This window comes from Caballeronia eucalypticola (assembly GCF_047608185.1).
GTDB lineage: Bacteria > Pseudomonadota > Gammaproteobacteria > Burkholderiales > Burkholderiaceae > Caballeronia.
On the sequence record NZ_JBLKRU010000014.1, the window covers coordinates 91,279 to 105,123 of the forward strand.

Genomic DNA, 13,845 nt, shown 5'->3' on the forward strand with positions numbered 1-13,845 from the left:
TTTGCTTGAGTTTCTGCTTGATTCTGACGAATCGTCAACCGCCCAGTAAATCGATCACTTGCAGAATCTCCTTACGCAATTGATCGACATCGACCGACACATTTGCTTGAGGAACCGCGCCGCCTTCCTGCGGATCTTCGATATCACCGGCCGAACCGTTCGGGCGACCATGTGAATCGAGACGATTGCGCGCACCGTTGATTGTAAAACCCTGCTCATAAAGCAATTCACGAATGCGCCGGATCAGCAGCACTTCGTGATGCTGATAATAGCGGCGATTGCCCCGGCGCTTGACAGGCCTCAGTTGCGTGAATTCCTGTTCCCAGTAGCGCAGCACATGCGGCTTGACGCCGCACAGCTCGCTCACCTCACCGATGGTGAAGTAGCGCTTGGCTGGAATCGGAGGCAGGACGACTTTTTCCATCGTCAATCAACCAATAGGGTGAATGTCGCGAATGGGGCTAATGTCGCTAATAAGCGGAGAGGCGGCACTTGGCAAATGCCCGTCACTTCAGCGGCCGAAACTGTTTTCAGCACCGGCTTCCACCAGCGCTTTCAACTTCTGACTCGCATGAAACGTGACAACACGACGCGCCGCGATGGGAATCGCTTCCCCCGTTTTTGGATTACGTCCGGGACGTTGCGGTTTGTCGCGTAACTGAAAGTTGCCAAAGCCAGATAGCTTGACACTGTCGCCGCTTTCAAGCGCGTCGCGAATGACCTCGAAAAATGCTTCCACCATATCTTTGGCTTCGCGCTTATTCAACCCGACATGGTCAAATAGCATTTCGGCCAATTCGGCTTTTGTCAGCGTAGGCGTTTCTGCCGTTGCCGCACCGTTCGAAGTGGGAACATCTCGGATCATGGCGCTGCGTTGCGCCGAAAGAAGGGCTTCGAAATCACTCGAGTTCATTTGGTTCATATCGAAAAAATGGCGTAACGATGAAGACGGAGGGGGCCAACTGCAGGCTATCCGCGCAATCGCGCGCCATGTACTCGAGCCAAGCGTTCCACCAATGTTTTGATGGCCGTTTCGACCGTTTCGTCCTGAAGCGTCCCGCCAGTATCTTGCAACGTTACACGGAAGGCAAGGCTTTTCTCATGCGCGTCCAACCCACCGGAAGTGCTTGATTTTGGACGAAATTCGTCGAATAAAGCAACCCTGGTGACATGCTTGCAGGCGGCCTCGGAACGGGCGCTTTCCAGCTCGTCGATAAGCGCCTGCACTTCCACTTTCTGGTCCACGACAATCGCGATATCGCGGCGAACCGGCGGGAATTTCGGCACTTCTGACGGAACCGGCAACGCGCGCTGCATCAGCGCTTCAGCGTCGATTTCGAACAAAACCGGCGCGTTCGGTAAATCGTATTTCTGCATCCAGCGTGGATGCAGATCACCGATCCAGCCCACGGCCCGGCCGTCAATTTCGATTCGCGCGCTACGCCCCGGATGCAACGCCGGATGTTCGGCTTTCACGAAACGCGGGACGACCGGCGCGAACAGCGCTTCCACGTCGCCTTTCACATCGAAGAAATCAACGGTGCGTAACGGTTTCGTTCCCCATTGCTCTTCGAGCGCGGGGCCGTAAGCCAGGCCGCCTATCATCTTCGGCTGGTCAAAACCTTCAATAGCCAGTTCGCCTGCTTTGATCGCCGGATCGTGCAGGAACACACGGCCCGCTTCGAACACGCGAATCCGGTCTGCGCGCCGGTTCAGGTTGTAACGCAGCACGCTGATCAGGCTGCCGAACAACGTGGTGCGCATGACCGAAAGCTGGCTGGCGATGGGATTCAGCAATTTCACAGGATTCGTGTTGCCGGCGAAATCCGCTTCCCACTCGGCATCGACGAAACTGAAGTTCACGGTTTCCGCGTAATCGCGTGCGGCCACGGCGTGGCGCAGCACGTGAATCGAACGCTTCGTTTCGTTGGTCGGACGCATTTCGCTCGTCGCGACCGGCGGCCGCGCCGGGATCTTCTCGAAGCCGTAAATACGCGCAACTTCCTCGATCAGGTCTTCTTCAATCTCGATATCGAACCGATACGGCGGCGGCGTGACAGCAAACGTGTCGCCTTCGCGCGTGAAGGTGAGGCCTAAACGCGTGAAAATCTGCGCGATTTCCTCAGCGCCAATAGCCACGCCGATAATCCGGTTCGCCCGCGACACGCGCATGCTCACCGGTTCGCGCGTGGGCACGTTCAGCGTCTGGTCATCGACGGGACCGGCGTTACCGCCGCAAATATCGAGGATCAACCTGGAAATACGCTCGATATGCTCAACGGTCGTCGAATAATCCACGCCGCGCTCGAAGCGATGCGCCGCATCCGTAGAAAAGTTGTACCTGCGCGCGCGGCCACGAATGCTGTCCGGCCACCAGAACGCGGCTTCCAGGTAAATGTTGGTCGTCTCGAGCGAGACGGCGGTGCTGTCACCACCCATGATACCGGCGAGGCTTTCGACCTGATGGTCATCGGCGATCACGCCGACGGTTTCATCGAGTTCCACGGTGTTGCCGTTCAGCAGCTTGAGCGTCTCGCCCTTCTTTCCCCAGCGCACTTCGATCCCGCCGTGGATCTTGTCTAGATCGAATACGTGCGTCGGGCGGCCGAGTTCAAGCATCACGTAATTCGAGATATCGACGAGCGCAGAGATGCTGCGCTGACCCGAACGTTCGAGACGTTCGACTATCCAGTGCGGCGTTTTCGCGTGCGCGTTCACGCCGCGAATCACGCGGCCTGAAAAGCGTCCGCACAGGTCCGGCGCCAACACTTTGACCGGCAGCACTTCGTTAATGGTGACGTCAACCGGCGGCATCTCGAGCGCATGCAACGGCGCGCCCGTGATCGCAGCGGTTTCCCGCGCGACGCCGAATACCGACAAACAATCGGCCTTGTTCGGCGTGAGCTTGATTTCGAAAACGGTGTCGTCGAGATTGAGCGTCTGGCGAATGTCCTGGCCAATCGGGGTATCGGCGGGAACGATCAGCAAACCGCTGTGATCTTCCGACAGCTTCAATTCGCGCGCCGAACACAACATGCCCTGACTTTCGACGCCGCGCAGCTTGGACAACTTGATTGCGAACGGTGCACCGCCCGCTTCCGCCGGCGGCAATTCGGCGCCGACCAGCGCGACCGGCACCTTGATGCCCGGCGACACGTTCGGCGCGCCGCACACAATGGTCAGCGTCTCGCCGGTACCGGCGTCGACCTGACACACGTTGAGCTTGTCAGCGTTCGGATGCTTCGCCACTTCCAGCACCTGCCCGACGACGATCTTCGTGGTCGGCGGCGCCACGGGCGCGAGCCCTTCCACCTCGAGACCCGCCATGGTCAGCGCGTGCGAGAGTTCATCGGTCGAGAGCTTCGGATCGACGAAAGTTCTAAGCCAGGATTCCGGGAATTGCATGTGTGTCTAGTTTCGAAATGAGGTTCGACATAAGTCGTGTCTGCGTCCGGACTGTTAAATCTCTATGTCCGGACAACGGCCCGCAGCAAGTTGCATTCAGGCAAATTGCTCGAGGAAACGCAGATCGTTTTCGAAGAACAGGCGCAAGTCCTGCACGCCATAACGCAGCATGGTCAGGCGTTCGAGGCCGCTGCCAAACGCAAAGCCGATATACCGCTCCGGGTCGAGTCCCATGTTGCGGATCACGTTCGGATGAACTTGTCCCGAACCCGAGATTTCGAGCCATTTACCGGCGTTCTTGCCGTGCTCGAACATCATGTCGATTTCAGCGGACGGCTCGGTGAACGGGAAATACGACGGCCGGAAACGCACGAGAATATCGTCGCGCTCAAAGAATTTCTTCAGGAAGTCCGAGTACACGCCTTTCAGGTCGGCAAAGCTGATGTTCTCGTCGATCCACAAACCTTCGACCTGGTTGAACATCGGCGAATGCGTGGCGTCGCTATCCACCCGATACGTCCGGCCCGGCACGATCACCTTGATCGGCGGTTTATTCATGCGCGCGTAGCGCACCTGCATCGGACTGGTATGCGTGCGCAGCAGCAGTTGCCGGCCATCCGCATCCTTTCCATCGATATAAAACGTGTCCTGCATCGAGCGCGCCGGATGGTTTTCCGGGCTGTTCAATGCAGTGAAGTTGTACCAGTCCGTTTCGATTTCGGGGCCATCGGCCACATCGAAACCAATCGTGCTGAAAATTTGTTCCACGCGTTCCCACGTGCGCATCACCGGATGCAGGCTGCCGGCGCCGAGACCGCGGCCAGGCAACGTGACATCGATCGATTCCGACGCAAGACGCTGATTCAGCAACACGTCCGCCAGCGCCTGACGGCGCGCGTTCAGCGCTGCTTCCACCTGCTGCTTGGTCGCATTGATGCGTGCGCCCTCGGTCTTGCGGGCTTCAGGATCGAGTTTGCCCAAGCCTTTCAGCAGATCCGTGAGCACACCGGACTTACCAAGAAAGCGGGCCTTTTCGTTTTCGAGCGTAGCCGCATCGGCGGCATTTTCGAAGGCATTTCGCGCGTCGGCGACAATCTGGTCCAGATCCATTGATCCCATCATTTCCGCGTCAAAGTTCTTCTGATCGTTCCCGGGCCGATGTTTGCGCAAACGGTGCTTTGTTGCGTTTCAGCCCAGCTTCACCGGCTTCACCAACAAAAACGGGGCTCGACAAGAGCCCCGTTTTCTGTCGCTGCGCTGTCCGGTTAGAGACAGCGCTACGACGAACAATGCAATACCAATCCAGCTAAATAGCTCGATCAGGCTGCAACGGCGGCTTTTACCTGCTTGACGATCGCAGCAAAAGCAGCCTTGTCGAACACAGCCATGTCGGCCAGCACCTTGCGGTCGAGTTCGATCGAAGCCTTCTTCAGGCCGTTGATGAACACGCTGTACGTCATGTCGTGCTGACGCACCGCCGCGTTGATACGCGTGATCCACAATGCACGGAACACACGCTTCTTGTTGCGGCGATCGCGATAGGCATATTGCCCGGCGCGCATGACCGCTTGCTTGGCGATGCGATAGACGTTATTGCGACGGCCGCGGTAACCCTTGGCCAGCTTGATAATCTTCTTGTGACGGGCCCGTGCGGTAACCCCACGTTTGACTCTAGGCATAATGCGCTCCTGTGAGTGTCAGTTAAGGGTTAAGCGAACGGCAACATTGCGCGCACGGAGTTCATATCAGATGCATGAACAGCCGTGGAACCGCGCAAATGGCGTTTGACCTTGGTGGTCTTCTTGGTAAGAATGTGACGCTTGAAGGCTTGACCACGCTTGATGGTACCGCCCGGACGCACCACGAAGCGCTTTGCAGCACTCTTCTTGGTTTTCATCTTCGGCATGAAACTACTCCAGTTTATTAGATGGATATGGGTGTGCGGTCGATCCATTCGATCCTGACCCGCCCTTCGAAACCCACATGCCACTTATGAGCGGCAGACTTTTGACAGCCACCGCTTTTTCATGAGCACCGCCATTATCCGGTGATGCCCTGAAACCTGCTCAAACGATGCCGCGCTGACCTTTGATGCTTTCCGGCCGCGCGATCCATCGCCTAATTCTTCAATTACTTCTTTTTCTTCGGGGCCATGACCATGATCATCTGGCGCCCTTCCATCTTCGGCATTTGCTCGACTTGACCATGCTCTTCGAGGTCGGTCTTCAACCGCTCGAGCACGCGCATGCCGATTTCCTGGTGAGCCATTTCCCGACCGCGAAAACGCAACGTGATTTTCGTCTTGTCGCCATCTTCGAGGAAGCGCGTGAGATTGCGCAATTTCACGTTGTAGTCACCGTCGTCGGTGCCCGGCCGGAACTTGACTTCCTTGACCTGAACGATCTTCTGCTTGAGCTTGGCCTCGTGCTGCTTCTTAGCTTCCGAGTACTTGAACTTACCGTAATCCATCAATCGGCAAACAGGCGGAACGGCCTGCGGCGCGATTTCGACGAGATCCACGTCCTGCTGTTCCGACATGCGGAAAGCATCGGCCAGTTTCACGATTCCGAGTGGCTCGTTGTCCACTCCGACCAAGCGCACTTCCGGTGCAGTAATTTCCCCGTTGATGCGATGTGCAGACTTATCAGTAGCGATGTTACGTTTCCTCTAAAAATCTAAAAAAACTAGCCGCGCTGCGGGTGGGCTTACTTGTACGCCTGCACGTCCTGCTGCAGACGCTCAAGGAATGCATCGACCGGCATCACGCCAGCATCGATACCGCCACGAGCACGCACGGCTACGGTTTGTGCCTCACGCTCCTTGTCCCCGACGACCAGCAAATACGGGACCTTCTGCAGCGTGTGCTCTCGTATTTTATAGCTAATCTTCTCGTTGCGCAAATCGCTCTCTACTCTAAGCCCTTGTTTTTGCAACGATTGGGTCACTTGCAGTGCATATTCCGCCTGAGTTTCAGCGATATTCAGCACCACAGCCTGCACCGGCGCGAGCCAGGAAGGCATTGCACCAGCGTAGTGCTCGATCAGAATGCCGAGGAAACGTTCCATGGATCCGACGATTGCACGGTGCAACATCACCGGGCGCTTGCGGCTGTTGTCTTCCGACACGTACTCCGCGCCGAGGCGTTCCGGCAGCACCATGTCGAGCTGCAGCGTTCCGCATTGCCACGATCGGCCGAGCGCGTCCTTGATGTGGTACTCGACCTTCGGACCGTAGAACGCACCCTCGCCCGGCAGTTCTTCCCATGTGAGACCGCACGCCGTCAGCGCTTCGCGCAGGCCCTGTTCGGAGCGATCCCAGGTTTCGTCGGTACCGGCACGCGCGTCGGGACGCAGCGACAGCTTGATGTCGATCTGATCGAAGCCGAAATCCTTGTAGATGCTCATCGCGAGCGTATTGAACGCGATGGACTCTTCGATGAACTGGTCTTCCGTACAGAAAATGTGGGCGTCGTCCTGAACGAAACCACGCACGCGCATCAGGCCATGCAACGCGCCCGACGCTTCATTGCGATGGCACGAGCCGAATTCCGCGTAACGCAGCGGCAGGTCGCGGTATGAACGCAAGCCATGATTGAACACCTGCACGTGGCCAGGACAGTTCATCGGCTTGATGGCGTAATCGCGCTTCTCCGACTCCGTCGTGAACATGTTTTCACGATAGTTCTGCCAGTGGCCCGACGCTTCCCACAACGAGCGGTCCATGATCATCGGCGTCTTGATTTCGAGGTAACCGACTTCGCTCAGGCGACGGCGAATGTATTGCTCGACTTGTTGCCAGATCGCCCAGCCCTTCGGATGCCAGAACACCATGCCCGGCGCTTCTTCCTGCAGATGGAACAGGTCGAGTTGCTTCGCGAGCTTGCGGTGATCGCGCTTCTCGGCTTCCTCGAGCATGTGCAGATACGCTTCCTGGTCTTCCTTCTTCGTCCAGGCCGTGCCATAAATGCGCTGCAATTGTTCGTTCTTCGAATCGCCGCGCCAGTAGGCGCCCGCGACCTTCATCAGCTTGAAGACCTTCAGCTTGCCCGTGGACGGCACGTGCGGGCCGCGGCAAAGATCGGTGAAACCGCCGTGTGAGTACAGCTTGATGTCGTCGGTGGACGGGATCGATTCAATGATCTCCGCCTTGTACTTCTCGCCAATGCTCTTGAAGTAGTCGACCGCTTCGCCACGCGTGACCACGCGGCGCGACACCGGCTCGTCCTTCTTCGCGATTTCGGCCATGCGCTTTTCGATCTTCTCGAGATCTTCCGGCGTGAAGGGACGGCTGTACGCGAAGTCGTAGTAGAAGCCGTTCTCGATCACCGGGCCAATGGTCACTTGCGCGTCCGGATACAGATCCTTGACGGCGTAAGCCAGCAAATGCGCCGTGGAGTGGCGAATGATGTCGAGACCGTCAGCGTCTTTTTCCGTGACGATAGCGAGCGACGCGTCGTGATCGATCAGCGTGGATGTATCGACGAGCTCGCCGTCGAGCTTGCCGCCCAGCGCAGCCTTCGCGAGTCCCGCGCCAATCGACGCGGCGACTTCCGCAACCGTCACAGGGTGGTCGTACTGTCGAACCGACCCGTCAGGCAAACGTATCGAAACCATTTCGTTCTCCAAGACGCCGGCGGCCGGCGCCCAAGTTCATTCAACAATGCCTTGCAAACGCCAGGTCAACCGCGCGAAGGCAAAAAAAATGCGGCCCCACATTTTGAGGGGCCGCATTCACTTTTCCTACAACTGCAAAGGCGAAAGTGGTCCTCGACTAGCGTCGCTCCGAAGTTGTTTCGGTCAACGTTCGCGGTGCCATCTTGTTCATTTGCCTTTCGCGCCAAGACGCTTGCTGCAGTTCTGAAAATCCAGCGTGAACCGGATTTTCACTTTCGTTGGTAGGCTCGATTGGACTCGAACCAACGACCCCCACCATGTCAAGGTGGTGCTCTAACCAGCTGAGCTACGAGCCTGAAGAAGCGAAATTATATGGAGCGTTTTGAATCTTGGCAAGTGCTTTCCTGCGATGACACTGCAGATATTCGTCGATACGTTTAAGAAGCATCAACAATGCGCTTCAAATTCAACGCGTTATGGGCGTATCAAGCGTGTGCGGCAGCAAGTGTTTTTCTCGCGAGCCCGCAACTCAGGCCCGTCGCGACGCGCTCACCACACCCTGTACTTCACTCAGCAACGAGCACGCGCGCTGAATTTGCGCGGCGCTCGACACCTCTACCGTAAATTGCATGTACGCTACGTTGCGCCGGCTTTGCGTCTTCACGCCGGTCACGTTCATCTTCTCGCGTGCGAAGACTTCCGAAATATCGCGCAGCAGGCCTTGCCGGTCGTTCGATTCCACGGCGAGATCGACCGGATATACCGACGATCCGCGCCCGTTCATTACGTCGGCCGACCACGCTGTTTCAAGCACGCGCTCAGGCGAACGCTCGGCCATGCGCTGGAATGTCGGGCAGTCACTGCGATGGATCGACATGCCCTTGCCGCGCGTGACGAAGCCCGCGATGCGATCCGGCGGAGCCGGACGGCAACACCTTGCCAGTTGCGTCAACAACGCGTCTACGCCGACGACCAGCACGCCGGTAGACGCACCTTGCGCCACGCTTTGCCCGCTGCTGCGCTTCTCGAATTGCGCGGGCGCTTCGGGCTCCGGTTCCGGCGGCGGCGTGTCGTGCAGCGCCTGCTCGATGTTGCGCAGGCTGAACTCTTCCTTGGCGACAACCGCGTACAGATCTTCTGGTGTCTTGAAGCCGAGCTTCGACGCCAGCTGGTCGAGGTTGACCGAAGTCTTTCCCTCACGCTGCAGCGTCTTTTCAACCAGCGCGCGCCCGTTCGCGATGTTTTCTTCGGAATCGACCGCGTTGAACCACGCGCGCACCTTTTGCCTGGCACGCGGGCTGTGCAAATAGCCGAGCAACGGATTGAGCCAGTCGCGCGACGGGCCGCCCTCCTTCACTGCGACGATCTCAACCGTCTGGCCATTTTGCAACGGCGTGTTGAGCGGCACCATGGCCCCGTCGACACGAGCGCCACGGCAACGATGCCCAAGCTCGCTATGCAGGTGATACGCGAAGTCAACAGCGGTCGAGCCTTGCGGCATGGCGATCACGCGTGCTTGCGGCGTGAGCACGTAGATATGGTCGTCGTCGAGCGTGGCCTCGCGCAAATGTTGCCACGGCTGCGCACCCGGCTGATCGCCCTCGGATACGTCCTCTTTCCACGCCAGCAACTGACGCAACCACGCGATCTTTTCGTCGTATTTGTCACTGGCCGTTACCTGGCCGCCATAAGCGCGCGTGCCGGCTTCCTTGTAGCGCCAGTGGGCCGCCACGCCGTATTCGGCGAAACCGTGCATTTCCTGCGTGCGGATCTGGACTTCAAATGCTCGCCCGTCATCGCCTACCACGACGGTATGCAGCGACCGGTACCCATTCGCTTTTGGCCGCGAAATGTAATCGTCGAACTCCCGTGGCACCGGTTGCCACAAGTTATGGACGATACCAAGCACCGTGTAGCAATCCTTGATGTCGTCGACGATCACACGAAACGCGCGCACGTCATTCAGCTCGGAAAAATCCAGTTCCTTGCCGCGCATCTTTTTCCAGATGCTGTAGATGTGCTTCGGCCGGCCGCTCACTTCCGCCCGGATGTTCGCGGTGGCCAGCTCCTTCTGCAAGCGTGCGATAGCGTCAGTCACATAGGCTTCGCGCTCGACACGTTTCTCGTCAAGCAACTTGGCGATACGCTTGTAGGTGGGCGGTTCCTCGAAGCGAAACGCGAGGTCCTCCAGTTCCCACTTCAATTGCCAGATGCCCAGCCGGTTCGCAAGCGGCGCATAGATCTCAAGTGTTTCACGCGGCACATCGGGCGAAGGCTCAAGCTTGTTCGCGGCGTAGTAGCGCAATGACTGCAGCCGTGAAGCCAGCCGGATCAACACCACGCGGATATCTTGCGCGAACGCGAGCAGCATCTTGCGCAGTGCTTCGACCTGCGCACGGCGCGCCGCCTGCGCGTCGCGTCCCGTCTCCGGCAACGTTGCCTGGGTAGCCCGTGAACTGAGCGAACCCAGCCGCCACAACTTGCGGACATCGGCGACGAGGCCTTGCACTTCCGCGCCGAACCGCTCGCTGATGACAAGCTCCGGATTGTCGATGTGCGGCGCAATGGCAAACAGCGCCGCCGCCACGATGGCCGCCGGATCGACATTCAAGGTCTGCATGATGCGCGCCGTGCCGGCAGCGTGCTCGACCAGCAATTCCCCGTTCGTCAACCGCGCGTCTTTCGCATGTTCGCGGACGTACGCGAGCGCGTCGTCGATGGACGGCGCCGGGTTCAACGCAGGGGGAACGGCGGGATCAGGCATACGGGTTAATCTATTGCTCGCAATGTTTCGGGCTTAGCCAAGCACGGCAGCAACGACCACCACTTCCACGAGGCAAGCCGGATTCGCAAGCTTCGCTTCCACGGTAGCGCGCGGCGGCGCATTGCCTTCCGGTACCCACATGTCCCACGCCGCGTTCATGGCGGCGAAATGGACCAGGTCGGCGAGATAAATCTGCACTGACAAAAGCTGCGTCTTGTCGCTGCCGGCTTCTTCCAGCAAACGGTCGATATGGCCAAGAACTTCGCGGGTCTGGCCCGTGATGTCCTGGTCGGTGTCTTCAGCGATCTGGCCCGCGAGATAAATGGTGCCGTTGTGGATCGCGATTTCCGAAAGACGCGCGCCAACATGGTGACGAATGACTGCCATGAGTGTTCCTGAGTGAATGGTCAAAAAATCCGGACGAAGCTCAATATTATGCCTCGGACGTTTCAGTATCGAGGAAGAACCGGTACGCAATCTCAATCTGATCGGGCGCCAGGAACGCCGGCGCGTGACCCACGCCCGCGATCTCCCTGGCCGTCACGGCGTGCCCGCTCGCGACCATTTTTTCGACGGTCTCGCGTGACAGCAAGTCCGAATGCTCACCCCGCACGACCAGCACCGGATGCTGAATGGACGCCAGCGAACGCCACAGGATCGCCTCGCCGAGCGAGGCCGCGTTCGCGTCTGCCGCAGCGAACGGGACCGCGATCTTCGGGTCGTATCGATACCCCCAGCGCCCTTCGCGCTCCTGCATCAACGGCATGTTGATCGCCCGCCATTCGTCGGCGGTCAGCGGCCCGAACGACGCGGCGAGTTGCGCCGCGTTGTCGATGCCTTCCTGCAGCGTGGCAAAGGTTTCGCCGCGGCCGAGATACGTGCCGATACGTTCCAGCGCCACCGGTTCAATATGCGGCCCGACGTCATTGAGCAGCATTTTCCGGATGGGTGAATTCGGCAATCCGGCGAGCCCAAGGCCGATCAGTCCGCCCATGGACGTTCCAAACCAATCCACCGTTTCAACATTCAGCCGTGCAACGAGCGCGACCATGTCGCACACGTACTGGGGCACGCCGTAATGCTTGGGATCAACCAGCCAGTCCGATAGACCCCTTCCGACCACATCCGGACACACCACCCGATACTCGCTGGCGAACGCCTTCGCGACTTCGTCGAAATCCCGGCCTGAGCGCGTCAGCCCGTGCACGCAGACAAGCACGCGCGGGTTCGCCGGATCACCCCATTCGGTATAAGCCATGCGATGCAGGCCCGACGGGCTGATGCACTGCACGTGGCGCTGGCGTGGCGTGGGAACAAACGAAGGCGCAGCTTCGACGATAGACGCGGACATAAGATTTTCCTCGGTGCGATGGCGCTGCGGCAGTCGGATAACTCAACTGAAATCGATTGTAAACGCTTTGCCGAATGCGCTTCGGCGCGATGCCGCAGCGTTAGCCGAACGGTCTGAACAAAGGCGCCATGTGCGGCCTCAAAACGCGAACCGCAAGCCCGGTTACGGCCCGATCGGCCTGTAGCAAACGCAGCAAGCCAAAAATAAAAAACCGTTCCGACTCACATCGGAACGGTTCAATTCGGCTGATAAAACAACCGTTGCGAAAAACCTTACTTGACGCCGCTCACATCTAACCGAGCGCCCGTTTTCTGCTGGATCTCTTCCACGCTGACGCCCGGCGCGAGTTCGACAAGTTTCAGTCCGGCATCGGTGACATCGATCACGCCAAGATCCGTAATGATCCGGTCGACCACGCCAACACCCGTCAGCGGCAACGTACAGGCTTCGAGAATCTTGTGCTGATCGCCCTTCGCCACATGCTCCATCAACACGATCACGCGCTTCACGCCCGCGACCAGATCCATCGCGCCGCCCATGCCCTTGATCATCTTGCCAGGGATCATCCAGTTGGCCAGGTCACCCGTCTTGCTGATCTGCATGGCGCCCAGGATGGCCAGGTTCACGTGGCCACCACGAATCATCGCGAACGAATCCGCCGATGAAAAAATCGACGATCCCGGCAGCGTGGTCACCGTTTGCTTGCCGGCATTGATCAGGTCGGCATCGACTTCTTCTTCCGTCGGCGACGGCCCGATGCCGAGCAGGCCGTTTTCTGATTGCAACCACACTTCCATGCCTTCCGGCACAAAGTTAGCCACCAGCGTGGGCAAACCAATGCCCAGATTCACGTAAAAACCGTCCTGCAATTCCTTGCCCGCCCGCGCGGCCATCTGGTTCCGGTCCCATGCCATGATCAGTCTCCTTTTGCGCGCACGACGCGTTGTTCAATGCGTTTTTCCGGATGTGCGTTTAGCACGATGCGCTGCACGAAAATGCCCGGCGTGTGAATAGCGTCGGGATCGAGCGCGCCCGTTTCCACGATTTCCTCCACTTCGACCACCGTGATCTTGCCTGCCATGGCGCACATCGGGTTGAAGTTGCGGGCTGTGCGGCGATAAATCAAATTGCCCGATTTATCGGCTTTCCACGCTTTCACCAGCGCGACATCAGCGGTGAGTGAATGTTCGAGCACGTAGTGATTCTCGCCAAATTGACGCGTTTCCTTGCCGTCCGCGATCACCGTGCCATAGCCCGTGTTGGTAAAAAACGCCGGAATACCCGAGCCGCCCGCGCGCAACTTTTCGGCCAGCGTGCCTTGCGGCGTGAATTCGAGTTCGAGTTCGCCGGCCAGATACTGGCGCTCGAATTCCTTGTTCTCGCCGACATACGACGAAATCATCTTCTTGACCTGACGGGTTTCGAGCAGCAGCCCGAGTCCGAAGCCGTCAACGCCCGCGTTGTTGCTGATGCAGGTGATGCCCTGAACGCCCGTGTCGCGCAATGCCGCGATCAGCGCTTCGGGAATGCCGCACAGACCAAAACCGCCCACGGCAAACGTCTGCCCGTCCTTCACGATGCCATCGAGCGCCTCTTTCGCGCTGGGATAGACCTTGTTCATCTGTTTGTCCCTTCCTGATCTGGATGAAATTTGTTTGTTTAGCCGTCTACGCGACTGATTTGCTTGGCGCGAGACGACTTTCTCACGTGGC

At 58.5% G+C, this 13,845-nt stretch carries 13 protein-coding genes and 1 tRNA gene; all 14 read right to left on the minus strand.

From position 1 onward, the window contains the following. Nucleotides 1–34 precede the first annotated feature (34 nt). A complete protein-coding gene (locus tag ACMX25_RS17945; RefSeq protein WP_414951394.1) occupies nt 35–424 on the minus strand; it encodes a MerR family transcriptional regulator in 390 nt (129 codons plus the stop codon). 87 nt (nt 425–511) lie between these two features. Further along, on the minus strand, nt 512–922 hold the full coding sequence (locus ACMX25_RS17950) for an integration host factor subunit alpha (RefSeq protein ID WP_031359001.1): 411 nt from the start codon (nt 920–922) through the stop codon (nt 512–514). 47 nt (nt 923–969) lie between these two features. Continuing rightward, nucleotides 970–3,405, minus strand: a complete 2,436-nt coding sequence (gene pheT / locus ACMX25_RS17955; RefSeq protein ID WP_414951395.1) for a phenylalanine--tRNA ligase subunit beta — start codon at nt 3,403–3,405, stop codon at nt 970–972. 96 nt (nt 3,406–3,501) lie between these two features. After that, nucleotides 3,502–4,515: a phenylalanine--tRNA ligase subunit alpha gene (gene pheS, locus ACMX25_RS17960; protein ID WP_414951490.1), complete on the minus strand. Its 1,014-nt coding sequence runs from the start codon at nt 4,513–4,515 to the stop codon at nt 3,502–3,504. 209 nt (nt 4,516–4,724) lie between these two features. Further along, on the minus strand, nt 4,725–5,084 hold the full coding sequence (gene rplT, locus ACMX25_RS17965; protein WP_007585475.1) for a 50S ribosomal protein L20: 360 nt from the start codon (nt 5,082–5,084) through the stop codon (nt 4,725–4,727). Between the two features lie 29 nt (nt 5,085–5,113). Next, entirely contained in the window at nt 5,114–5,311 is a 198-nt protein-coding gene (gene rpmI / locus ACMX25_RS17970) for a 50S ribosomal protein L35 (protein WP_165091903.1), read from the minus strand. A gap of 224 nt (nt 5,312–5,535) precedes the next feature. Next, on the minus strand, nt 5,536–6,060 hold the full coding sequence (gene infC / locus ACMX25_RS17975; RefSeq protein ID WP_075643994.1) for a translation initiation factor IF-3: 525 nt from the start codon (nt 6,058–6,060) through the stop codon (nt 5,536–5,538). 50 nt (nt 6,061–6,110) lie between these two features. Further along, nucleotides 6,111–8,018 (minus strand): threonine--tRNA ligase, encoded by a 1,908-nt coding sequence (gene thrS, locus ACMX25_RS17980; RefSeq protein WP_414951396.1) that lies wholly within the window; start codon nt 8,016–8,018, stop codon nt 6,111–6,113. Between the two features lie 279 nt (nt 8,019–8,297). Continuing rightward, nucleotides 8,298–8,374, minus strand: a tRNA-Val gene (locus ACMX25_RS17985). A gap of 173 nt (nt 8,375–8,547) precedes the next feature. Then, nucleotides 8,548–10,782, minus strand: coding sequence for a RelA/SpoT family protein (locus ACMX25_RS17990; RefSeq protein WP_414951397.1), 2,235 nt, complete (start codon nt 10,780–10,782; stop codon nt 8,548–8,550). A 33-nt stretch (nt 10,783–10,815) separates the two neighbouring features. Continuing rightward, the gene (locus tag ACMX25_RS17995; RefSeq protein WP_414951398.1) at nt 10,816–11,169 is read right to left on the minus strand and encodes a RidA family protein; all 354 of its coding nucleotides are present in this window, start codon (nt 11,167–11,169) and stop codon (nt 10,816–10,818) included. 46 nt (nt 11,170–11,215) lie between these two features. After that, entirely contained in the window at nt 11,216–12,133 is a 918-nt protein-coding gene (locus tag ACMX25_RS18000) for an alpha/beta fold hydrolase (protein ID WP_414951399.1), read from the minus strand. Nucleotides 12,134–12,405: 272 nt separating this feature from the next. Further along, nucleotides 12,406–13,047 (minus strand): CoA transferase subunit B, encoded by a 642-nt coding sequence (locus tag ACMX25_RS18005; RefSeq protein WP_414951401.1) that lies wholly within the window; start codon nt 13,045–13,047, stop codon nt 12,406–12,408. Between the two features lie 2 nt (nt 13,048–13,049). Beyond that, nucleotides 13,050–13,754 carry a CoA transferase subunit A gene (locus ACMX25_RS18010; RefSeq protein ID WP_031359011.1) on the minus strand — a complete coding sequence of 235 codons (705 nt, stop codon included), beginning with the start codon at nt 13,752–13,754 and terminating at the stop codon, nt 13,050–13,052. Nucleotides 13,755–13,845 lie beyond the last annotated feature (91 nt).